The sequence below is a fragment of the Snodgrassella sp. B3882 genome (assembly GCF_026535915.1).
Taxonomy (GTDB): Bacteria; Pseudomonadota; Gammaproteobacteria; order Burkholderiales; family Neisseriaceae; genus Snodgrassella.
On the sequence record NZ_JAFNPF010000001.1, the window covers coordinates 472,949 to 497,353 of the forward strand.

Annotated in this window: 14 protein-coding genes and 1 tRNA gene; 7 read left to right on the top strand and 8 right to left on the bottom strand. The window is 37.5% G+C overall.

Features of this window, described 5'->3' with window-relative positions; genetic code table 11:
• Positions 1 to 868 precede the first annotated feature (868 nt).
• Complete coding sequence (locus J3U68_RS02000) at positions 869 to 1,819, bottom strand: LysR substrate-binding domain-containing protein (protein WP_267374043.1); 951 nt, start codon at positions 1,817 to 1,819, stop codon at positions 869 to 871.
• 471 nt (positions 1,820 to 2,290) lie between these two features.
• On the opposite strand from J3U68_RS02000, the gene J3U68_RS02005 reads away from it, so the two are divergent.
• Complete coding sequence (locus J3U68_RS02005; protein WP_267374045.1) at positions 2,291 to 3,010, top strand: OmpA family protein; 720 nt, start codon at positions 2,291 to 2,293, stop codon at positions 3,008 to 3,010.
• Between the two features lie 631 nt (positions 3,011 to 3,641).
• Here the strand turns inward: J3U68_RS02005 and argG are convergent.
• The 3 genes from argG to ychF all read right to left on the bottom strand — a co-directional run bounded on the left by argG (position 3,642) and on the right by ychF (position 7,788).
• Positions 3,642 to 4,985 carry an argininosuccinate synthase gene (gene argG / locus J3U68_RS02010; protein WP_267374047.1) on the bottom strand — a complete coding sequence of 448 codons (1,344 nt, stop codon included), beginning with the start codon at positions 4,983 to 4,985 and terminating at the stop codon, positions 3,642 to 3,644.
• Between the two features lie 45 nt (positions 4,986 to 5,030).
• Entirely contained in the window at positions 5,031 to 6,293 is a 1,263-nt protein-coding gene (gene tyrS / locus J3U68_RS02015) for a tyrosine--tRNA ligase (RefSeq protein ID WP_267376184.1), read from the bottom strand.
• Positions 6,294 to 6,696: 403 nt separating this feature from the next.
• On the bottom strand, positions 6,697 to 7,788 hold the full coding sequence (gene ychF, locus J3U68_RS02020) for a redox-regulated ATPase YchF (RefSeq protein ID WP_267374049.1): 1,092 nt from the start codon (positions 7,786 to 7,788) through the stop codon (positions 6,697 to 6,699).
• Between the two features lie 237 nt (positions 7,789 to 8,025).
• Here ychF and J3U68_RS02025 point away from each other — a divergent pair.
• A tRNA-Met gene (locus J3U68_RS02025) sits at positions 8,026 to 8,102 on the top strand.
• A gap of 733 nt (positions 8,103 to 8,835) precedes the next feature.
• Here the strand turns inward: J3U68_RS02025 and cysE are convergent.
• Together cysE and rng are read right to left on the bottom strand one after the other, a co-directional pair.
• Positions 8,836 to 9,630: a serine O-acetyltransferase gene (cysE, locus tag J3U68_RS02030; protein ID WP_267374052.1), complete on the bottom strand. Its 795-nt coding sequence runs from the start codon at positions 9,628 to 9,630 to the stop codon at positions 8,836 to 8,838.
• A 22-nt stretch (positions 9,631 to 9,652) separates the two neighbouring features.
• On the bottom strand, positions 9,653 to 11,152 hold the full coding sequence (gene rng, locus J3U68_RS02035; protein ID WP_267374055.1) for a ribonuclease G: 1,500 nt from the start codon (positions 11,150 to 11,152) through the stop codon (positions 9,653 to 9,655).
• Between the two features lie 281 nt (positions 11,153 to 11,433).
• On the opposite strand from rng, the gene J3U68_RS02040 reads away from it, so the two are divergent.
• Positions 11,434 to 11,979, top strand: a complete 546-nt coding sequence (locus J3U68_RS02040; protein WP_267374057.1) for an imm11 family protein — start codon at positions 11,434 to 11,436, stop codon at positions 11,977 to 11,979.
• 779 nt (positions 11,980 to 12,758) lie between these two features.
• On the opposite strand, the gene J3U68_RS02045 is transcribed toward J3U68_RS02040, so the two are convergent.
• Positions 12,759 to 13,727: a S49 family peptidase gene (locus J3U68_RS02045; RefSeq protein ID WP_267374060.1), complete on the bottom strand. Its 969-nt coding sequence runs from the start codon at positions 13,725 to 13,727 to the stop codon at positions 12,759 to 12,761.
• 591 nt (positions 13,728 to 14,318) lie between these two features.
• On the opposite strand from J3U68_RS02045, the gene J3U68_RS02050 reads away from it, so the two are divergent.
• Together J3U68_RS02050 and galU are read left to right on the top strand one after the other, a co-directional pair.
• The gene (locus J3U68_RS02050; RefSeq protein ID WP_267374062.1) at positions 14,319 to 15,959 is read left to right on the top strand and encodes a dihydroxyacetone kinase subunit DhaK; all 1,641 of its coding nucleotides are present in this window, start codon (positions 14,319 to 14,321) and stop codon (positions 15,957 to 15,959) included.
• Between the two features lie 188 nt (positions 15,960 to 16,147).
• Entirely contained in the window at positions 16,148 to 17,029 is an 882-nt protein-coding gene (galU, locus tag J3U68_RS02055; protein ID WP_267374065.1) for a UTP--glucose-1-phosphate uridylyltransferase GalU, read from the top strand.
• A 22-nt stretch (positions 17,030 to 17,051) separates the two neighbouring features.
• Here galU and J3U68_RS02060 read toward each other — a convergent pair whose 3' ends face one another.
• A complete protein-coding gene (locus J3U68_RS02060; protein ID WP_267374067.1) occupies positions 17,052 to 18,050 on the bottom strand; it encodes an RluA family pseudouridine synthase in 999 nt (332 codons plus the stop codon).
• A gap of 550 nt (positions 18,051 to 18,600) precedes the next feature.
• Here J3U68_RS02060 and J3U68_RS02065 point away from each other — a divergent pair.
• Together J3U68_RS02065 and J3U68_RS02070 are read left to right on the top strand one after the other, a co-directional pair.
• Positions 18,601 to 21,387, top strand: coding sequence for an Rne/Rng family ribonuclease (locus J3U68_RS02065; RefSeq protein WP_267374069.1), 2,787 nt, complete (start codon positions 18,601 to 18,603; stop codon positions 21,385 to 21,387).
• Positions 21,388 to 22,202: 815 nt separating this feature from the next.
• Complete coding sequence (locus J3U68_RS02070) at positions 22,203 to 23,297, top strand: porin (protein WP_267374071.1); 1,095 nt, start codon at positions 22,203 to 22,205, stop codon at positions 23,295 to 23,297.
• Positions 23,298 to 24,405: the final 1,108 nt, after the last annotated feature.

Consider the following 24,405-nt stretch of genomic DNA (forward strand, 5'->3'; position numbering starts at 1 on the left):
AACCGCATAAAAAAACATTAGAAAGTTTAATTAAGGAAAATATATCATCTTGTTTGAGACAGAAAAAATTGAGAACATTTTAAATCTAAATGAGAGGATTGTTAAATTTACAATATAAGCTGAAGGATCAAACTTATACAATTCATGTGCAGAGCGTTAATTTTTATTTGCCCTTAATCAACTTGGTTTAAAAGTGTGCGAGTGCTCAAGCTAATAAATTTATTTTGGAAAATATTTCAATAGATAAAAAATAGGGTTTGGAGATTAGAAAAATATCTAATAAAAGCAAAAAAATATCCCAAAAATATGAAAAGATTCCATTAATATCTCAAAATATTTGGATGAAATGAACCAGTAATTTTTATCTGCATTGAAATCAAGGTAATTTAACACTTAATTAATAATAAACAATTTAACTTTTATAAGATTAGTACTCTTTTTTTCAACCATCCTGCTCATCGAGAAATGTTAGAACTACTTTGTGGATTAGAAAGCAGAATAGTTTAAGGATATTAAAAGTATACATTCTAGTATTTTTAATCCCTGAGAATTTAAAATTTTTCCGTAAAGCTATTCTCGAAATACTAAAAAGATTGAGTATAAATCCAAAACAACTAGGTCAAATGATAAAAAAATAGTTTGAAGATCCTAATAAAAAATCTATTATCAAATAAATATATTGTCTAGCCATGATAAAAAAATCATGATGTTGAATACCATTTTACTAATCATGATCCCTTTCTTATATTAATCAACTCATGCAATATTAAGCATATGTGCTTAAACCTTATAACTAAAACAACCAGCAAAATAAATCGGCATGTTTGTTTTAATCATAAAATGACATATTCAATTCATATACACGGCATTAGATTGAAAAATCTTCGTCAAAGTTCCCATACAAGACAGATTCAATCCTGCTTCTAGTCAACATTGGTGCAAATAAAGCCATAAATTCATAGGCAAACCCGCATAAATAGGCATCTTTTCTGAGAATAATCTGGGAGAATGCTGGTTCGAACAAATGTTCTGCACTAATCTGTTGTAGTCCTTGATCACGTTGTAGATCAAAGGCCATTGTAGCGGTAAGACCAATGCCTAAACCGTTTAAAACATTGGCTTTGATCACCTCTGCATCGGGTGAAGTTAGAACAATTTGCGGTGGTTCTCCTTCACCCTGAGCAAAAGCGCGTGCAACATCAGAATACTCTTCCAAAGCATAATCGTAAGTGATTACTGGGTAAGCAGAGATATCAGTCAGTTGTAGCGGGCGATTCAAAGACAATAAAGGATGAGCATCTGGAACAATAATACTGCGATTCCACGCAAAACAGCTTAGTTTATGTAGTTCAGGATGTTCTGCAATCATTTCTGCACCAATCGCGAAATCCACTTCACCATTGAGAACAAGTTGAATGATGGCTTTGGAAGATGCAGGCAAGATATTAAGCTGTACCGAAGGATATTGAGCTGCAAAAGATTTGATCACCCTAGGTAATACATACCTTGCTTGCGTGTGTGTTGTGGCAATCGTCAGAGAACCGATTTCCTGATCTGCAAATTCAGTACCGATGCGCTTTATCTTTTGAACTTCGCGTAAAATACGCTCTGCAGTGTCCAAAACGATTCTACCAGGTGCGGTAACCGCTACAATCCGCTTACCATGACGGGTAAACAAAGGTACGCCTAATTCATCTTCCAGCATACGGATTTGTTTCGAAATACCCGGCTGAGAGGTAAATAAAGCTTCTGCAGCATCGGATATATTCAGGTTTTGGCGATATACTTCAACCGCATATCTTAGCTGTTGTAATTTCATATAGATTCAGTCTCTTTCAATGACGGGAGAAGTTAAATTTTGTCGCTCAAATACAACAAAATGTTCAGCTATTCAGCATCAAAACTTAACTTTTTTACCATGCCAGATAACATATCGGCAAGAAATAAAACTAAACAAATTCATCATTCAAGAAAGATAAATAGCCAGTTTAATCAAGCTTTTCTTGTTGTTTTTGTACAACTAATTAAAGCTAAACTTAAGGTTTTAGTTGTAAATAAGTGACATAGCTTTATTTTTTAGGCATGATTCAATATTAGGAAGCGGGTCGTCTAGCAGCTTCGCCTTGGTGGTTTAGATATTGACAGTTTATACTGTGGTTTCTTATAGTATAGACCTGATTTACCAAGCTACCCGCCCGGTTTGAGCGGCCTGTAAATGGTATTTGTGTTTTGATGCAGTGTATTAATGAACTAATTCAACACATAACAAATTTTTTGATGAGGGAATAACATGACCAAACAGCTAAAATTGAGCGCATTGATCGTTGCTATGGCTGCTTCAACTGCCGCTTTTGCCAATGGTGTTGTACCGGGAGCCGACTGGACCGGTGAGCCAAGTGGTAAATACAATGGTTATACCACAAGTTCTAGCCCAAGAACTGGTACTGGTGAGATTGTCGTAACTGGTGCTAAAGCAGCAGATGGTACACCTGAATGTTGGAAAAATGGTTTTAACCAAGATGTTGAACCAACATTGGGCAATAATTGTGCTCACCCAGATGCTCCAGCACAAGTTGTAGAAATTGAAAAAGTTGAAAAAGTTTCTTTATCTGCAAACTTCTTATTTGGATTTGATAAGTTCACCTTGCGTAACGAAGCAGTTGATACTTTAAATCAGTTGGCTGCGCGTCTATCTAACAGTAAAGTAATTAGTGCACGTATTGAAGGTCACACAGACTTTAAAGGTTCAGATGCCTACAACAAAACTTTATCTGAACGCCGTGCTCAAGCTGTGGCTAATTACTTAGTATCAAAAGGTGTACCTGCAGAAAAAATTTCAGCAGTTGGTATGGGTAAATCTGAAGCTCGCATGACCCACACTTGTCAGTCCGAAGTTGCACGTTTAGGTAAAAAAGTTTCTGCAGCTAAGAAACGTGCTGCTCTGATCGAATGTATCGCACCTGATCGTCGCGTTGATGTGAAAATCCGTAGTTTGGTACGAGTAAATTAATCACTTAAATTATCTAAAAACCCTGCGTAAGCAGGGTTTTTTATTGTTCGATATGCCTTGCTGGTATTGATAATATGGATCTAATGTGATTAAGATTGGTTGTTAGCATCCGATTAAGTTATCTATACCTATTTTGATTGTAAGAAAGAGATTAATTAAAGAAACTATTACAGATTAGGCAATAAGTATCATTAGAAAAGATTCAAATTATATATTGTAAACAACTAACAACAAATCAGGTATTTTAAAAATCTTAGTTGAGTTCAATTAAAAATTATTTATTGTAACAGTGTAATTAGGGTTATTTGATATAAAAACTAGACTTACTATTAATCATCAAAGATAAAATCAATAGCGCTAAACTTTCGATAAAGTTATTAAGCAAAAGATATTGATTTGCAATAGCTTCCGCTAATTCGAAACGATATAGTCTACTCTAAATAATCTGGCAAATTCCTAATATTGATCTCTTAATAGCCGTTAATCAATCTTTCAAAATATCTACATGGTAACAAAAAATGCTTAGTTTAAAAAACTAAGCATTTAGCCGATATGAACATGGTATCTTATCAATGAGTTATATTTTCAAGTTAACCACTTTCATTTCTAGAGCATTTCGAACATGTCATGTTCAATTTTTATCATTAAGTTGTGGCAGAAAATTATCCTGTCCTACTGATAATAACCCAGTTCGAGTATAAATCCTGAGCTTATTGCGTGTATCGACAATATCCAAATTTCGCATTGTCAGCTGACCAATGCGATCAGTTGGAGAAAAGGCGGCGTGCTCAACTTTTTCCATACTGAGTCGTTCAGGTTGATAAGTCAGATTAGGAGATTCAGTATTAAGAATAGAGTAATCATTACCCCGTCGTAGCTCTAATGTTACTTCGCCGCTAATGGCTTTAGCTACCCAGCGCTGAGCCGTTTCCCGCAACATTAATGCCTGTGAATCAAACCATCGCCCCTGATACAACAATCGTCCTAAGCGTAAACCATTAATGCGATACTGTTCAATCGTATCTTCATTATGAATACCTGTTAGCAAGCGTTCATAGGCAATGTGTAGTAAAGCCATGCCGGGTGCTTCATAAATACCACGCGATTTGGCTTCAATAATCCGATTTTCAATCTGATCAGTCATACCCAGACCATGTCGTCCGCCGATCCGATTGGCTTCAAGAATCAATTCTACTGGATCATCATATTCTGTGTCGTTTAAAGCAACTGGAATTCCTTCTGCGAAGCGCACGCTGACTTGTTCTGGTTTGATTGCAATCTGCTCATCCCAGAAAGCCACCCCCATAATTGGTTGAACTATCTTCATGCTGCTATTGAGCATTTCCAGATCTTTGGCTTCATGGGTAGCGCCTAGCATATTTGAATCAGTTGAATAAGCTTTTTCCACTGACATTTTATAGTCAAATCCCTGTGCAATCAGGAATTCAGACATTTCGTGTCTTCCGCCTAGCTCATCTATGAATTGCTGATCCAGCCATGGCTTATAAATCCGCAATGCAGGATTGGTCAACAGACCATAGCGATAGAATCGCTCAATATCATTGCCTTTATAAGTTGATCCGTCTCCCCAAATATGCACATCATCATCTTTCATGGCTGCAACCAGCATCGTGCCAGTCACTGCTCTGCCTAATGGAGTAGTATTAAAATAAGGCATGCCACCAGTATGGATATGAAAAGCACCACTTTGGATGGCTGCAATCCCTTCGTGTGCCAATTGCTGGCGACAGTCAATCAATCGTGCCTTTTCAGCGCCATATTCCAACGCTTTTTGTGGAATAGCCTCATAGTCTTCTTCATCTGGCTGCCCTAGATTGGCTGTGTACGCATATGGCAAAGCACCCTTGAGCTTCATCCACAGCAATGCAGTTGATGTGTCCAACCCCCCTGAAAAAGCAATGCCGACTTTTTCGCCAACAGGTAAGTGTTGGAGGATAGTGGCTTCATTACTCATGTCGACTCCCTTATTTATTTTTAAAATTTTATGATCTGAATTTGTTCATTGCCATATTAACAAGGCATGGTTGCGTTTACCTCGACGCAAAATAGTGAATTGTCCGAATCGTTTGTCTTTGTCATCGAAAACATAATCTGCACTATCAATTTTCTGACCATTGACCATCACTGCACCCTGACTGATAAATCCGCGTGCCTCATTATTGGATTTAGCCAATTGAGCTGTAGTGAGCGCTTGCACAATATTGGTTGATCCAGTCACTTTGAATGTTGGCAGACCATCGAGCGATAATTGCTGAAAGTCACTGTCAGTCAACGCGCTTTGATCTTCCGAGAAAAGACAGGCAGAAATACGCTGTGCAGCGGCCAATGCTTCTTCACCATGAATCAATCGAGTCATCTCTTCAGCTAAAATGCGTTGTGCTTCTGGTTTGCTACCACTGTTCAGATCATGTTGTTCAATCGCATCAATCTCGGCAATACTGAGGAAAGTGAAATATCGAAGGAACTTATAGACGTCAGCATCCGCTACTTTGAGCCAAAACTGATAGAACTGATAGGGAGAAGTTTTTTGCGCACTGAGCCATACTGCACCACCTTCAGTTTTTCCGAATTTAGTACCATCAGCTTTAGTCACTAATGGCAAGGTTAAGCCATAGACCGAAGCCTGATGCAAACGTCGGGTTAAATCTATACCACCGGTGATGTTGCCCCATTGATCAGAACCTCCGATCTGTAATACAGCACCATGACGCTGGTGCAACTGAGCAAAATCATAACCTTGTAACAATGCATAAGCGAATTCAGTAAAAGAAATGCCAACATCATCGCGGCTTAATCTTTGTTTTACTGATTCTTTATTCAACATGCTGTTTACAGAAAAATGTTTGCCAATATCGCGAAGAAAGTCCAAACAATTCATGCTGCCAAACCAATCATAATTATTCGCCATGATGGCAGCATTTTCACCACTAAAACTTAAAAATGGCTCAAGTTGGGCACGTATTTTGCTTACCCAATCCTGTACTGTTTCCAAAGTATTGAGTGAGCGTTCTTGAGCTTTAAAACTTGGATCGCCAATTAAACCAGTTGCGCCGCCCACCAGAGCAATTGGAGTGTGGCCTTTTAGCTGAAAGCGACGTAACACCAGAATAGGTAATAAATGGCCAATATGTAAACTATCGGCTGTAGGATCAAATCCGCAATACAGTGTGATTTTCTGTTCATTCAATAGATTATCAAGTGCATTGGCATCAGTCGTTTGGGCGATTAAACCACGCTGCTGTAAATCGTGGATAACACTAATCATGATTAAACTTTGTATTCTCTATATAAATTAATAGGGACTAGGAAGCTATCCTAATCATCGTGCTAACAGATATTAATACTGCCTTGATATGCAGCTGCTGATCTCATTAAACTTAATCAGCACAATTTCTGAAATTAAAACAACACTCGCGCATTATTTTACACGAATTGTGCGCTAATGCAGCCGGTGGCTGCATCATAACTTGATGGCACACGGCCATTCTGATATTAGCTATGGCTAATAACCTAAAATATATTTTTTCCTAAGCCAAAAGTTAAGATATTGAGGTTGCAAATCAAGGCAATAACAAGAAGATGGCTTGAAACAAAATCCTTAGAAACTAGCCAAGTAAAAAAGCAACAGCGATATCTGTACTGTTGCCTTAAACGAAAATGCTTATTTAGACATTAAACAAGAAATGAATAACATCACCATCTTGCACGACATAATCTTTGCCCTCTGCGCGCATTTTACCAGCTTCTTTGGCTTTAGCTTCGCCACCTAGGGCAATAAAATCATCATATGAGATGACTTGGGCGCGGATAAATCCCCGTTCAAAATCTGTATGTATCACACCAGCGGCCTGTGGGGCAGTATCCCCTTTATGAATGGTCCACGCTCTGACTTCCTGTACCCCGGCGGTAAAATAAGTTTGCAGACCCAGTAGATCATATCCAGCACGAATTAACCGGTTTAAACCAGGTTCTTCTAAGCCCATTTCTTGTAAAAATTCAGCTTTGTCGGCCTCATCCAAATCAGCTATTTCACTTTCCATTGCCGCACATAAAGCCACAACCGGTGCATTTTCTCGAGCCGCTAATTCTTGTAGGCGTTGTAAATGTGGATTATTGTCAAAACCATTTTCAGCAACATTAGCCACATACATGGCGGGTTTAACAGTAAGTAGACAGAGTGGCTTGATTAGATTGATTTCATCCTGATCGAGATTAGCTGCACGTACTGGTTGACCTTCTAATAAATGTTGCTGCAAACGTTCGAGTATGGCAACCAGCTTCTGCGCTTCCTTATCACCAGATTTTGCACGTTTTCCTTCACGGATGATGGCTTTTTCTACACTGGCTAAGTCGGCTAAAGCCAGCTCCGTGCCAATCACTTCAATATCTGCAATCGGATCAACTTTTCCAGATACGTGCACAATGTTTTCATCATCAAAACAGCGCACCACATTCACAATTGCATCTGTTTCACGAATATTGGCCAGAAACTGATTACCCAAACCTTCTCCTTTGCTGGCTCCAGCTACTAAACCAGCAATATCAACAAACTCAACAATTGCAGGCTGGGTTCTTTTTGGATTAACAATCTTGGACAAGGCTTCCATTCGTACATCTGGTACTTCAACGATGCCTACATTTGGCTCGATAGTACAAAACGGATAATTAGCTGCCTCAATACCTGACTGTGTGAGGGCGTTAAAGAGGGTAGATTTGCCCACATTGGGTAAACCAACGATACCACATTTCAAACTCATGATATTCCTTAGAATTTGGCTTAATACAAAATGGCGCAATTGTACCACAAAGCGCATGAATACCCATGGCGAATAATAAAGGTATTTATAAGAAGCTTGTGAAACGATAAAAAACAAATCTGACCTATTTGTAAATAAAATATGATTAAAAATCATATAATTAAATATTAATCACAAAATAAGCTTGCAGGAATATCAAAATATTGTATAATGCCCTCTCTCTTAAAGACGAGACATGGCGAATTAGCTCAGTCGGTTAGAGCAGAGGAATCATAATCCTTGTGTCCGGGGTTCGAATCCCTGATTCGCCACCATATTTTCGCAAATTCTTTTTCAGAATTTGCGATTTTTAATTTTCTCCGTTTGATATCTTAAAATAAATTCTCTTCATTTGGTTCTATTGATTGCCGAATATTTTAAGTTTTTTTATACATTACCTTTACGATTCAAACCCCTTTTCAATTAATACCATATTTTAAAGCAGTCTCATTGATACATGAATTATGCTCAATCTATGGTTTAAGGGAAAAAAAATAGTTTTAGCTTATTTTACCATCTCAGACACGTAAACTAAGTATTGGCATATCATAGAATGTGCATATATGATTTGTTCCATCAATTTATCGAATTTATATAATAAATTTAAAAAATTAGTTAAATGATGGTTTAGTGTGGTTGTGTGCATTGTTTATTATTATCTTAGGCATCCACACCATTGAAAATGTGATTGATGGTACTGGTAGTCAGTTTTTGGCAGATGTTTTGCCTGTCTTCTCAAATTATTTTGAATTTTTTTTGCACAAATTCCCCTGAGTTCTTTTCTGCTGAGATTTTAGTGGATAATTATTTATTTTAAACTATTGAAATAATAAGTTTAAATGTTATTTTTACCCTAAATTTTATTAAATTTGATTTTAAAGTAAACAGTGTACAAGTGTTGGATTTGGTCTCATTAAAAAAACCAAAAATATTTAAAATCATGATTTTATTAAATTAGGATCAGTGATAAATAATGATTGAATGCCTTCAATAATTGGTTGATTTTAATTAAATCCGTTGATCCATTTCTTGAGCAGGAGTTTCACATTTCACATCTTTACTAATGACTTTTGCTGGTACCCCAACTACGGTTGAATATTCTGGAACATCTTCAACTACGACACTGCCTGCGCCGATTTTGGCACAAGTATGAACACGAATATTTCCTAATACAGAAGCATTAGCACCAATCATGACGCCATCGCTGATTTTCGGGTGACGATCGCCACTTTGTTTGCCAGATCCACCCAAGGTGACCCCATGAAGCAACGAAATATTATTGCCGAGGATGGCTGTTTCACCAATTACCACGCCTGTACCATGGTCAATCATGATCCCATAACCTAAAGAAGCAGCCGGATGAATATCCACTCCCAATACCTCGGAGGCACGGTTTTGTAGAAAATAGGCTAAAGTGTGGCGTTGCTGTTGCCATAACCAATGGTTGATGCGGTGAGTTTGAATGGCATGAAAGCCTTTGTAATAGAGCAAGGGGAGGGAATAAGTTTCGCAGGCTGGGTCACGTTGGTAGTAGGCTACGATATCAGCCAGTGCAGCATTTAAAATGGATGTATCCTGTTGTAGTGCTTCCAGATAAATCTCAAATAATGCTCGTGCATCCATGACTGCACTGGACATCTTGGATGATAAATGAAATGCCAGCATGTGCGCAAAACTCTTATGCCGTAAAACGGTAAGATGCAGAAAACTGGCCAAAATGGGTTCATTACTGACTGCTGCTTCCGTTTCACTGCGAATGGTCTGCCAAAGGCTATCTGCTTGCAAAGTATTAAGTAGATTCATGCGGCTATTTTTAATTGATCAGTTACATTTGCAGAACTATATCATATTGTTCTTGGTTGTACGTTGTTTCAACGGCAAGAGATATGGGTTTGCCGATAAATTTGCTTAGCATAGATAAAGATACCGCCTCTTCATCAATAAACAGATCAATGACACTAGGCGCTGCTAAAATACGGAATTCTGGTGCATCAATCCGTCGTGCTTCACGAATAATTTCACGTTGAATTTCATAGCAAACTGTTTGGGCGGTTTTTAGTCTACCTCGCCCCTGACAAACTGGACAAGGTTCACACAGAATCTGTGTCAGGTTCTCTCGAGTGCGTTTGCGCGTTAGCTCAATCAATCCCAGGCTGGTAAACCCATTTAAGGTAACCCGTGTTCTGTCATAGGCCAAAGCCTGTGCCAACTCAGCCAAAATTTGTTGCTGATGAGTTTCATTGAGCATGTCAATAAAATCAATAATGATAATACCGCCTAAATTGCGTAATCGAAGTTCTCGAGCGATGACATGGCAAGCTTCTAGGTTAGTTTTGAAGATAGTATCTTCAAAATTCCGTGCGCCAACAAATCCTCCAGTATTCACATCTATGGTTGTCATGGCCTCGGTGGATTCAATCAGAATGTAACCACCAAAGTTAAGATTTACGCGAGGCTGTAGAGCTTGATTGATTTTTGACTCAATATCATGTTTTTCAAACAATGGGCAATCTTGCTGAAATAAAACGAGCTTGTCTGCTGCACCTTGTGCATATTGATTAGCAAAATCCAGCATCCGCTCATAGTTCATGGTTGAATCCACATAAATATGATCGATGTTATCGCTGTACATATCACGTAATACCCGTAAACTAAGAGGTAAATCCTGATATAACAATGTCTCTGGAGGGCTGGTACGAGAAAGGTAAAGTATATTTTGCCATCGTTTTGTCAGATAGCTAATGTCAGCCTCTAGTTCACAGTCTGTGGCTGTTTCAGCACTGGTACGGATAATGAAGCCTTGGTGGTTATCTGCTGGGAGTAGATTTTCTAATCGCTCACGAAGCTGATTTCTTTCATCTTCATCTTCAATGCGTTGTGAAATACCTATGTGTTGATCTTGGGGTAGGTAAACCAGAAAACGGCCAGCCAGTGAAATTTGGGTGGATAATCGGGCTCCTTTGGTATTTATCGGATCTTTAATGACCTGCACTAAAATAGATTGCCCTTCGAACAGCATGCGTTCAATCCGTTGTGGCTGATCGGGGTTTTGACGCTGTTCAAGAACATCTACTATATGAAGAAATGCTGCACGCTCAAGTCCAATATCGATAAATGCACTTTGCATTCCGGGAAGGACGCGACGTACGATACCAAGATAGATATTACCTACTAATCCGTGCCCTTCATTGCGTTCAATATGGATTTCACATAAGGTATTCTCTTCTAATACAGCTACTCTGGTTTCCTGAGGGGTGATGTTGACTAAAACAGTTTCTGTCGGGCGCTCAATATCCTTTGGCAACGGTATATCGTTGTTATTCATGTTTTTTGCTTTCGATTTATTAAATTACTTTGTTAAATTCTTTCATATAGGGGTAAGAATTGAGCAAAGTAATCTGATAACGACACAATTCAAAGCATGACTATCATAGCGCAGGAAAGAAGTCCCCGCTAGCTATGTTGAAATTGATTATAGCCAATCTAATTATTTATACTGTAGCAGAAGATATTTTTTAGATTCAATTTGATAATATCTTTGATGTGCACAATTCGGAATAAAGCATACTTTTTAATATCTGCATTAAAGAAGATAAAAAATAAAATATGAAAGATTTTGAATATTATTTCATGATGCCTAAAGGAGATCAGGCTTTTCCAATGATTGATCTCTTAGATCAAAGAAAAGAAATAATCAAGGCTCAATTGGGAGATCCTTTACCCAAATGTCCTATATTGGCCGATTATTTAACAGGCTCTAAAGATTTTGTTAGTAAAAAAATAGCCAACATAATGTTAGCTATGGATATGGAAGGCGTGCGTATTCTTCCGATAGAGCTTTCAGACAGAAAAGGAGGCTACATTAATAATTATTACTGTATTTACGTTGATAGTAATACGTTTGAAGCTTTGGATAAAGAGAAATCAGATTATGAATACGATGAAGAATGTAATATGTACTTTATTAACAAATATGTCTTAGATAAAGAAGTTCTAAAAAAAATACCATTAAAGAGACGTTTGGGCTGGAGATTATTAGAAGAACCAGGAATCTATTTATATCATAAATCAGTAATTGATAAGATCAAAAAACTAAATCCCACAGGTGTTGAATTCATAAATATAGAGGAATATGAGGGAATGTTTAATTAAGGTTTAATAAATCTAGAATAATTTACGAATAAGGTATAGATGGTAATCACGCAACCTAATTAGAATTTCATTGACAAAAGGGGCAGGATAAATTCTTACTATTTATAGAGAAAAAATTCCAAATTACTTATTAATAAAAGAGAAGCGGGATGAATTTATGGCAAAGAGGAACGCCTGTAAATTTATCATCAAGTTAGATAAGGATCAGTTGGTTTAGCTAAGATCAATTGAGTGGTTATGGCGTTCATTTATATAGGCTGAGCAACACAGCATTCAGCATGTATTTAGGGCATGTATACAAACTTGACACTGATGGTTGTCTTAAACTTATTTATGGCGTTTTAAATCTGTTTATTTACTGGTTAATTTATCTATTTAAAACAGTATACGGTGCATAAATTTGTTATTTAATTGACAATTTATATTGATATTGATGACATTTATTATGCAATTACATGTTTTGCCAAAAAGACTAAACAGGAAAGTTAATTAGACATTAATTAAATCATGTTTTCGCTTCAATCGGCTAAATTGTTATGGATTAATTGATGATGGCTTGATAAAAAAAACTAACATTAAATAGCACAGGTCGTGCTGTAATTGGTAGCCTTCCAGGTGATATGCTCGCAATGAAGTCTTTTATATCTTCAGTCATCTAGGCTGTTTTGCTGGAGATTTAGAGTGATTCATGCAGTTTTGCTGCAAAGAACCTATAGAATAAAAATCGTCTCTTATTTACTTTTAGTAAAAAAAGCTGTCCGTGGAGGACAGCTTTTATATTACCAGGGTCTCTGCATCATTCCCTGAATATTATGTTGTAATTCACTACTTAAGTGTCGACCGAGTAATTTACTCCATTTATTATCCGGTGTGTAATTGACCAACACTGGTGCCTTGATGACATCGCGTGAAATAGTATAAATATTGCCATAATCATCTATTAGTCCTACTGCTTTACCTTCTTCTCCGGTATAGGCTCGACCGCTGAAAACGTCAGGATTTTCAGTATACTTCAAACGGTTTCCTCGGCCTTGCTTAACAGCATTGATAAATTGGTTGTGAATGCTACTCAACATTTGTTTCCAAATTTGCTGTTGTTCAGGGGTTTCGGGAACAAACGGATCACCCATATCTTTATTATTGCCAGCAATTTTTACACGACGTTTAATACCTAGTTTTTCGATCAGGCCGGTAAAATCAAAGCTGCTGCCAATGACCCCGATACTGCCAACTAAACTTGATTGATCAGCATAAATTTTGTCAGCAGCACTGGCGATATAGTAACAACCAGATGCACACATGTCCTCAATAACGACATATACTGGTATATTGGGGTTCTTCGCCTTCATATTGCGAATTTCTTGGTAGGCAATACTGGATATAACTGGCGAACCACCAGGACTATTGGCGCGGATAATAATTCCTTTTACATTTTTGGCTTTATAGGCATTCTCCAAACCCTCATGTAACACATCCGCCTGGTTGGTTTCGCTATCAATGACGCCACTTAAATCTATTACGGCAGTATGGTTTTCTCTTATTTTTACCTCACTTTTCGTACCAAAAATTCCACTGATTATTATTAAAAGCAAAAATATCCAAAATATGCGCCATACCCAACGCCACATACGGGTGCGTTGTTGGACTTTATAAACTTCGAGTAAGAGTTTTTCCAGTATGCCACGTTCCCAATTATTGATATTATTATTGTGATCGTGATTGGTAAAATCCATTTTGTCATTTTTCATTTAGGTGAGCTTTCAAGTTTTTTTTAAGATATCAATAGTCACTAAGTTACACAAAAATGGTTTCATTATGCACTATATAACCGAGATTACAATGATGGCTAATAATAATGAAATTAGGACAAGAAATTATATATGGGTTTGATGATGTTGACAAAATATTTGAAAAATATGTTATATTTTGCTAGATCATTATTCATAAAGATTAAACGCATAAATTTTTATAAATAATTATTTATTTTTTTAAGATGAGACACTTTTGATAATGTAATTTGGGTGAGGTTTGCTTGTAAGATTTTTGCTAAAGATTTTGCATTATTAATCAGTTGAAGCTATAAAATTTTATATATAAGTATAATGATGATATATTATTGCTTAGAATTTGACATATGATCGATTAAGCGTAACTGTTGCAATTTGATTGTTATAATACAAATTAATTTGATATTTTTGCCATATTGTTTCCGAAATAATCAATTATGTTCTGCTAGGTAGTATGCCTATGTGATTAGTATACAGTTGTAACCATAAAAAATTTATTTTCGAGTTAAATATTATTGGTCACGTAAATTATTTTTGGGGTTATCAAATCATATGTCCAAATTTTTCTATGATGATCGTCAACACTTAGTGAATGATGCGATCGAAGGTTTAATTATTTCTGCTCCACGCGCTAATCTTGTCAAACTGGATATTGATCCAGCGATCCGTGTAGTTGTAAGACAAGATTGGGATAAAAGTCGTGTTGCGATTATTTCTGGCGGAGGGTCTGGACATGAGCCAGCACATGCTGGATTTGTGGGCAAAGGGATGTTGACTGCAGCAGTATGCGGTGACTTGTTTGCCTCCCCAAGTGTTGATGCGGTTTTGAATGCTATCGTCGCTGTAACAGGTGAGCATGGTTGTTTATTAATCGTAAAAAATTATACTGGAGATAGATTGAATTTTGGCTTGGCTGCTGAAAAAGCCAAAGCAATGGGTTTAAATGTTGAAATGGTCATCGTTGCAGATGATGTGGCCTTACCAGATAATCATCAGCCACGAGGTATTGCCGGTACCGTATTGGTTCATAAAATTGCAGGCTTTGCGGCGGAAGCTGGAAAATGCTTGGCTGAAATCCGCGATTTAGCTCAACAAACTTGTGATCAATTATGGAGCCTCGGCGTGGCTATGCAGAGTTGCCATTTACCTGGTCATGAGGAAAAAAGAGTAATTGAGACAAATGGTTGTGAATTGGGGCTTGGTATACATGGAGAGCCTGGTGGATCAGTAATAACTACTCAAAACAGTAAAGTTGTTATTGCTACCATGGTCGAACAGTTACAAAAATATGCCGGTACTGGTCGATTTGCTGTCATGATCAATAATCTGGGTGGTGTTTCGGCATTGGAAATGGCTGTTCTAACGCGAGAATTGGCACATTCAAATTTACACGATCAGATTGATTATCTTATCGGGCCTGCACCCTTGGTCACTTCTTTGGACATGAAGGGTTTTTCCCTGTCATTATTAAAACTAAATGATTTTTTTGAACAGGCCATAAAAGCACCTGTGGAGACCCTAGGCTGGCAAAATCCTGTTGCTTTTGCCCCTTTACCCACCCTGACTCAAACGGCTGTGGCTAAAAACATCAATTATTCATATTCTGAAAATACTCAAATAGCTACTGTTCTTAAAACCATAACATCCACACTCATCAATCTGGAAAATCAGCTTAATGCTCTGGATGCTAAGGTAGGAGACGGAGATACTGGAACCACTTTTGCTCATGGTGCTCAGGATATTGCCTTACTCTTGGAAAAACAACAATTACCTCTTAATGATGTACCACAATTGCTTTTGTTGATAGGAGATCGATTAGCGACTGTTATGGGCGGATCCAGTGGCGTGTTAATGTCGATTTTCTTTACCGCAGCAGGGCAACATATGCTCAAAGGTGAATCACTAGTAGATGCATTTTGGTTTGGACTGGAACAGATGAAGCTTTATGGCGGTGCCGATGTGGGTGACCGAACCTTGATCGATGCTTTACAACCTGCATTGCAGGCATGGCAAAAAGACGGATTTGAGCAGGCTGCAGATGCGGCACAATATGGTGCTGAAAAAACAGCATCGATGAGTAAAGCTGGAGCAGGGCGATCATCTTATGTTAATCAAGATAATTTGAAAGGTGTTATCGATCCAGGAGCTTTGGTGATAGCTGAAGTATTCCAATCCTTGTCAAAACTAGCCTAAAAAAATATTGGTGCATGATTTTGTATACATAAAAATTTAATTATGTTGCCATGATCGAACAACAGATAACCAATTTTAAAAGCCATCATGTGTCTTTGCATGATGGCTCAAAATAGACTTACCAGCTATTTTTCAATTCAGATTTTTTATATACTTTAAATTAAATCCAATCAAAATTAAGGAAATAAATGAAAGCAGTGATTCCTGTGGCAGGATTTGGAACGCGGATGTTACCAGCTACAAAAGCCATTCCCAAAGAAATGCTGACGTTAGTAGATAAACCATTGATTCAATATATTGTCAAAGAATGTGTTGCGGCTGGTATCAAAGATATTGTTTTGGTTAATCATAGTCTTAAAACGGCTATAATTAATCATTTTAATCCCGCATTCGAACTGGAAAGTTTGTTACAGGATAAAGGCAAAAATGATGTACTAGAGAATTTACGTCAAATCTGCCCGCCCGATGTCAATCTGATTCAGGTTCATCAACCAAAGGCCAATGGACTTGGTCAGGCGATCTTGTGTGCCCGACCCGTGATTGGTAATGAGTCATTTGCCGTGCTTTTACCAGATGTATTGATAGATGATTTTTCCTGTAATCTGAACACTGATAATTTGGCTAAAATGGTAAAATGTTTTGAGCAAACTAATCATAGCCAGATTATGGTAGAGCGTGTACCTGCCAGTGAAGTCAACAAATATGGTATCGCTGATTGTAATGGTATGAAAACTGAAGCTGGGTGTAGTATACCAATTAAGAATATTGTAGAGAAACCGTTAATTGAGGAAGCACCTTCGGATCTTGCTGTAGTTGGTCGTTATGTTTTATCTGCAAACATTTGGTCATTATTAGAAAAAACGACTCCTGGAGTAGGAGGGGAAATTCAATTGACCGATGCTATTGCTGCATTGATTAAGCAGGAAGACGTTGATGCTTTTGTTATCAATGGTTATTCACATGATTGTGGTGATAAATTGGGTTATATGAAAACTTTTGTCGAATATAGTTTGCGTCATGATCAGTATGGAGAAGAATTTAAAAAGTGGTTACAGAATATGATCAAATAAAATGACAAAATCAATCCCTTATTTAATCTGAATGCTTAGATAGAGCTGGCAATTTTTGTAAAAAATTTTTAAGTTCATCTGGTAGTGGTGCACAAAGTTGTAAGATCTCTCCAGTTATTGGGTGATGAATAGTCAATTCCGATGCATGCAAAAACATCCTTTTTAACCCTATTTTTTGTAATCGTTTATTGATTTGATAATCCCCGTATCGCTCATCACCCGCTATAGGACATTGTTGAGATTGCATATGTACGCGAATCTGATGAGTGCGCCCAGTTTTTAATGTCACTTCTAATAATGTTAAAGCCGAGATGCCGCTTTGATGTAATAAAGTTCCAGCATAAGATTGTTGTACTTTAAACAAAGTATGTGCTTTTTGTCCTTGTTGATCTTTAGCGGCAACGCGGACCATTTTTTCTCCTTGAGCACCGGTGTATTTAATTAAGGGTAATTTGATCTGACGAACCTTTTCATTCCAATTACCGAGAGCCAAAGCCAAATAAACCTTATGTGGGTGGTTCATACGGATGGACTCATGTAGCTTAACCAAAGCACTGCGTTTTTTGGCAATCATTAATAAACCGCTGGTATCTTTATCCAATCGATGTACCAGTTCCAGATAACGCGCCTGTGGACGAGAACGGCGAAGCTGCTCAATCACGCCATAACTCACGCCACTGCCGCCATGTACAGCAATACCAGTAGGTTTATTAATCACTAAGAGCACATCATCTTCGTAAACTACCTCAAATTCTTTATTGGAAATATCTTGGTTGGAAAAAGAGGGGTTTTTAGTAGAAACCCGAATAGGTGGTAAGCGAATCTCATCATCAGCTGCTATGCGATCAGTACCTTTGCAGCGCTTTTTATTTAGACGTACCTCACCACTGCGGATAATCCGCTGGATATGACTTTTAGGTACACCTTTTAATTCTCGTATCAAAAAATTATCCAAACGCTGGCCAGCATTTTCTGAGCTGACACATAAAAATTGCACTGAATCTTTGCTTAAAACTGTCATCTTGCTTATAATCCGTAAGCTTTTATAAATTAATAGAAGTCATCAGTTATTATAGCCGAACTCATAGTGGCAATTGGTACTGAACAGAAAAAGGCGCATTTTGCCTATTGTCGTGAAATGCTAGTATTTTGCGACAAAAAAATGAAATGTTAACGAATTTACTGGAAAAACGCACTGTTGCAGGCGTATTTCCCCAAGTTGTTGACCAGCCGTCAACAATAAGGGTTAGTAATTAAGTTTGACTCCATCGGGTGGCAAGCCTCGGTTTAAGACGTGAGAAGGAATGACAAAACCTGATTGCGCAGCTGCAAAAGTGCCCAAGCACCTGACAAAATAACAGAAGAATGGCTATCTTATATAAGCGCTGCAGTGTAGATGCTGCTCAGTTGCGCCGTTCGTGCTGAATATGTATTAAGCACGTCGACATGTTCTTTATTACCTTCTTTATGATGAAAGCCTGTTTGTTTTGCCATCAGTAATAAATGAAGGCAAGGCTTAGGGTGTCAAATACTAATTACAACGCCTCGTCAGTGTAGATAACGAGGTTTTCATGAAACGAATGTTATTTAATGCCACGCAGGCAGAAGAGTTGCGGGTGGCAATAGTCGATGGACAGAATCTAATAGATCTGGATATCGAAACGCTGGGTAAGGAACAGCGTAAGGGTAATATTTATAAGGGTATTATTACCAGGATCGAACCTTCACTGGAAGCGTGTTTTGTCGATTATGGTACTGATCGCCATGGATTTTTACCTTTTAAAGAAATATCACGTAGCTATTTTCAAAATTATGAGGGCGGAAGAGTCCGCATACAGGATGTTTTAACAGAAGGCATTGAAGTTATCGTTCAGGTTGAAAAAGATGAGCGCGGTAACAAAGGTGCAGCCTTAACTACCTTTATTAGTCTGGCTGGACGATATCTGGTTTTGATGCCTAACAATCCCCGTGGAGGAGGTGTTTCGCGCCGGATTGAAGGTGAAGATCGGCAAGAACTTAAACAAGCTATGAGTGAGCTCAATGTTCCAAATGGCATGAGTTTAATTGCGCGGACAGCGGGGATAGGTCGTAGTTGTGAAGAATTGCAGTGGGATTTAAATTATTTGGTGCAATTGTGGCGTGCTATTGAACAGGCCGCTGCACATCATAATGAACCCTATTTGCTGTTCATGGAAAGCTCTTTGTTGATTCGTGCAATAAGAGATTATTTTCAGCCTGATATTGGTGAAATTTTAATTGATTCACAAGATGTGTATGATCAGATTAGTGAATTCATGTCCTATGTTATGCCGGCATATACTAGCCGATTGAGACATTATACTGATCACACACCGCTATTTTCTCGTTTTCAAATTGAACAACAGATAGAGTCAGCCTTTTCGCGTGAAGTTTCATTGCCTTCTGGTGGAGCTATTGTTATTGATCATACTGAAGCTTTAGTTTCTATTGATGTCAATTCAGCCAGAGCAACGCGTGGTGCGGATATTGAAGATACTGCTTTCAAAACCAATATGGAGGCGGCAGAAGAAGTAGCTCGACAAATGCGTGTGCGGGATCTTGGCGGTTTGGTGGTGATTGACTTCATCGACATGGAGAACAGCAAGAATCAGCGCGACGTAGAGAATACTTTACGTGATGCCCTGAGAAAAGACCGGGCGAGGGTACAAATGGCCAAATTATCACGCTTTGGTTTAATGGAACTCTCTCGCCAACGTCTTAAGCCATCATTAGGTGAAAGTAGTCACACCATTTGTCCACGCTGTGCCGGTACTGGGTTTATACGCAGTATTGAATCAACTGCTCTACATGTATTGCGTATTATCCAAGAAGAGGCGATGAAGGATAATACCGCTGAAGTGCGGGTTCAGGTACCAGTAGATGTGGCAACATTTCTGTTGAATGAAAAACGGGCAGAATTGTTTGGACTCGAAGAGCGTTTAGATCTGTGTGTATTACTTATTCCAAATATTCATCTGGAAAATCCTCATTATAGTGTTACGCGCGTACGTACCGATAATGTTGAAGAAAACACCATCCCCAGTTATCACCAAGTAAAAGTGCCGGAGGATACGGGTGAATTGCCTTTTTCCATTGGTCAAAATAAACCAGTGAAACCTGAAGCAGCAGTGAAAGGTATTCAACATAGTCAACCTGCTCCGGTCATAGCCAAAACATCGGTTAGCAGGAAAGTAACCTCAGATAGCTGGTGGAAAAAATTATCCAGTTGGTGGCAAAATTTGATTGGGACAGAAAAGTCTTCAGATAATTCAACTGATGTCGACAAAAAATCAGATAAATCTGCAAAATCAATTGCTGGAAATAAAAGAACGCGTAAACCACAAACTGCTGATAGACGTCAGGGTCAAGTTAATAAACAAGCTAAAAAAACGTCGGCAACTAAGAAAAATGATGCGGTGGAAACGGCTAGTAAAACTTCAGCGGATAAATATTCGGACAATCGATCCAATGATCGACGTAAACGCAACGAAGAACAAAATAATATTGAGTCAGCGGATTTAATTATCCCATTCGACTGTGGTAATCAAACGCAAGGATCTAATGATGTTAAAGATGATGGTCAGAACAAGCGTCGCCGTCGTCAACGTTCAACACGTAAATCCGATACTGAACATTTAAATTTGGTTGCCGAAGAAGCATTTGCTGATGTTCAGCATGAAAAACCATTACTGGTTAATTTAGCCGTGGATGATAACCATGGTAAACGCAATCGAACACGTCATCAAAAAGACAATCGTCGCCAAAATGGTAAAAAAAATCGTCGTTATATTCCTTCGGCTAACAAAATTACCCGATATTTGGATATTCATGCCATCGTTAATCAGGTGCAACAGGTTACTGAACAAGTTCTAGCGCCACAAGAAACCTTCGGCAAGATGAAAAATGATGGCCATTTACCTGCCTCTTCAGCAACCAATGACGAAAAAGAGATCGTACAGCAGGCTGTACTGCAGGTTCAACATATTGTTTCCATGGTGATCAATCAGCAGGATGATGCACGAATACAGCAGGATAACGCAAGTAATCAAGATAATTCTGTCGAATTGGAAACTGAAGAGCTGAATTCGAATTCATATAGCATATTAAACACGATTAATGAGTCCCCGATCGATTTGCAACACATCATTGATCTTGGCCCGTTGCAATTGATTGAAACACATACTGTACAGTCAGAAATTCCTAATACAGATACCCTGGAAGAGCATGTTGCGAATGCAACAGCAAAACGCCGTCGTAATGATGTTCAAATTGAATCATCCACAGAAATTTTGGCGACTTCATTCGTTATGGAGCAGATAGAAACAAAAATAAATGGCTAGTGGATTACTGATTTTCTGATTGTAAAATATTTTGCCTGAATACAGTCGTACTCTGAGTGTCGAGTCTGTGTATTCAGGCTTTTAATTTTATTGGTATATGTGATTGAAGAGTGTTTTATCTAATTGAGACGGATTGAATCATCATTAGTGAGATCTTGCCGTTGTCAAAATTACCCCGAACATTTGATTTAGCGAGATTTGATCTAAAAAATAATTCAACTCTCAGAAGTGAAAACATCTTTGAGTGATTTTTATGTTTTCACAACTGAAATAGTCGTCTTACATCTTGCTCATTTTATCTTTAAAAAGCGACCTTAAAAAAGTTATGACCTAAATAACTGGTTAATGTTCTACCCCTAAATTTAAATTAGATTTTGATGTGATAAATATTTGAACTAACACTGCATAGTTGTATCCGATAGTTAGAATATCAACACTTAGTCTTAAAGATATTAATTAAATTAAAAAGTAAGTGGATGGATGCTCTTTAATAAATATGCATACGCTAAAATAACCATTATCATTTTAGTTGTGTTGAAAATTTGCAACACAATAAAAGGTCAATTAAAGCGCAATATGGTTATTTATAATCAATTCAAATTATTGATTTATAAGTAATTAATGTGGTAAATTGTACTTTGGATATATTTTCAGCCCCAACAAAGTGTTGTGTGTTTGCAAATGAAATTGTTTTTTTGCAACTAAAGCATTATATTAATAGCCATGAAATCGCTAATGCGGCGATTAATGCAAAACTTTAAAAGCTCATTAGGTTTTTGAAGTTTGTTTTTTCGACATAGAAAAGGAATACAGCAATGAAAAAAACCCTGATTGCTTTGGCTTTGACCACTTTGCCGGTTGCCGCTATGGCTGAGGTTGTTTTGTACGGCCAGATGAAAGCAGGCTATGAAGTAAATTCTTCTAAAGTTACTGGAGCAGACAGAGATCCATACTTGAACGGAATCGCAGATTACGGTTCTCGTATTGGTGTAAAAGGTTCTGAAGATCTGGGTAATGGTCTGAAAGCTATCTGGCAAGTTGAATCTCGTATTCATTTAGGTAACGGTAATGGTAGCAGCGACACTTTAGCTAACCGTGACTCTTTCATTGGTTTACAACATGATAGATTTGGTACTGTTCGTGCCGGTCGTATCAGCAATGCGATCAATGCCAATATGGATGATGTAGATGCATGGGAATACAATAGCGATGCATTAGGTCTGGGTAAATTTACTCGTACTGATGCACGTTACGTAGGTATTGCCTATAATTCTCCAAACTGGGCTGGTTTTGATTTCTCTTTATTGTATTCTCCTCGCGATAACGCAAATGGTGGCGATCGTAAAACTGAATATCTTAGAGGAATTGGTTCTGGCGATAAATACAGCTTGGGCTTAAACTACAAAAACAGTGGTTTCTATGTTAAATATGGCATGGACTATCTGAAAAACTCTGGTTTGAGAGTTTATACCGATCACGATGATCTAAAAGATGGCCAAGTACATCGTTTAGAAGGTGGTTATGATGCTAACAACTGGTTTGTTGGTTTAGGCTACCAATTCACTAAAAACACCACTTCTCATTTCTCTGCATTGAATAATGGTAAACTTTCAGTTGGTGATCACGATGTAGTGTTGGACAACTCTGGTCAAGAAGCTGCTTTGACTGTAGGTTATCATTTCGGTAATATTTTCCCGAAATTGTCTTATGCTCACGGCTTTAACGTTAAAATCAACGGTACTAAAGAAAGAAACACCAAATACGATCAAGTTGTGTTAGGTGCTGATTACAGCTTCTCTAAACGTACTACTGCTAACGTTCAGGCTGGTTGGTTGCGTGAAGGCTTAGGCGAAAACCAAGGCAAAGAGAAAACCACTGCATTTGGTGTTGGTCTGAAACACGTATTCTAATTAGTTGTTAATACATACTGATTAGTACTTAAAATTGATCCCCGACTATAGAACAATTAAAACTGTTCTTAGTTGGGGATTAGTTTATTAAAAATTCATTTAGTTTTTAGCTAGAGTATCTTCGCAATCGTATAGAAATTAAAAGGTGTTGCTCAACTTGTTAGTGGTTGTTTCATTTTAAAATAATACAAGAATAAAATATTTAGTATTATTTAATAAAATAAAAAGGTATTTCTCCGTATGGGGACATTGCTCTGAAATCAATACTAACCTCTTTAGGTATTAAGCTTTCTGGGTATATTTATTCCATTTCTGGCAAATTTTAAATCTGATAAATCATTTCTATGATCCAGAAATTTAAATTTTAAATTTGTATGATCCAAATACATGCTCGATTTAAGCGAATCATGCTAAATCAATTTTATGGATTATTTATCCACTGATGATCATTGGTATTCTGAAAAAGGTTTATGTGAAAAAACAAAATTGGGAGATCTTAAGCCTAACTTTAATACCGCAGCATTGACTTCACATATTGATAAAACTTTAAAATGTCCTTGAAAATGGAAAATACGATTGTAAAAATCAATATTTTATTAAAAATCACCATTGGTGTGATTTTGAAATTGTCAATCTAAAAGGAAATTTAATAATAGAAGATAAATCAGGTTTTTCGCATAATTATGCTATTCAGATAATATTTGTAGATGTGTTCTTTATTCAATGTCTTTATAAGTGGAAAACAGATACTACAAAAGATGTATTCTATGTTCCCAATATAGATGAGACAAAAAAAATATTGGTTATGGGGTAGAAGAGGGTTATTTTTTTGTGTGGAATTTTAGCAGAAGATATAGAAAGCCCTATATATTAAGTGCTAAAGATAATAGATTTGAAGTGTCGAAATAAATAAACCCTTTAAAAAAAGACCGGGTAAAAGTTGGCTTTTTAATCTATTTATCGTTTAACCAGTTCAATAATTCCCATGCGTTAGTAGGGAGAACTGTAACAGCAGTTTGAAAAGTCTGGCTGAAGAATAACAGAGCGTAATCTATTTACATTGCGTTTCCGCTAACAGAACTGTTTGGGGTGATATTGCAGAGTGAGT

Coding starts and splice junctions, on each gene's coding strand:
- J3U68_RS02000 (WP_267374043.1), bottom strand. CDS start 1,819: ATGAAATTACAACAGCTAAGATATGCGGTTGAAGTATATCGCCAAAAC.
- J3U68_RS02005 (WP_267374045.1), top strand. CDS start 2,291: ATGACCAAACAGCTAAAATTGAGCGCATTGATCGTTGCTATGGCTGCT.
- argG (WP_267374047.1), bottom strand. CDS start 4,985: ATGAGTAATGAAGCCACTATCCTCCAACACTTACCTGTTGGCGAAAAA.
- ychF (WP_267374049.1), bottom strand. CDS start 7,788: ATGAGTTTGAAATGTGGTATCGTTGGTTTACCCAATGTGGGCAAATCT.
- cysE (WP_267374052.1), bottom strand. CDS start 9,630: ATGAATCTACTTAATACTTTGCAAGCAGATAGCCTTTGGCAGACCATT.
- rng (WP_267374055.1), bottom strand. CDS start 11,152: ATGAATAACAACGATATACCGTTGCCAAAGGATATTGAGCGCCCGACA.
- J3U68_RS02040 (WP_267374057.1), top strand. CDS start 11,434: ATGAAAGATTTTGAATATTATTTCATGATGCCTAAAGGAGATCAGGCT.
- J3U68_RS02045 (WP_267374060.1), bottom strand. CDS start 13,727: ATGAAAAATGACAAAATGGATTTTACCAATCACGATCACAATAATAAT.
- J3U68_RS02050 (WP_267374062.1), top strand. CDS start 14,319: ATGTCCAAATTTTTCTATGATGATCGTCAACACTTAGTGAATGATGCG.
- galU (WP_267374065.1), top strand. CDS start 16,148: ATGAAAGCAGTGATTCCTGTGGCAGGATTTGGAACGCGGATGTTACCA.
- J3U68_RS02060 (WP_267374067.1), bottom strand. CDS start 18,050: ATGACAGTTTTAAGCAAAGATTCAGTGCAATTTTTATGTGTCAGCTCA.
- J3U68_RS02065 (WP_267374069.1), top strand. CDS start 18,601: ATGAAACGAATGTTATTTAATGCCACGCAGGCAGAAGAGTTGCGGGTG.
- J3U68_RS02070 (WP_267374071.1), top strand. CDS start 22,203: ATGAAAAAAACCCTGATTGCTTTGGCTTTGACCACTTTGCCGGTTGCC.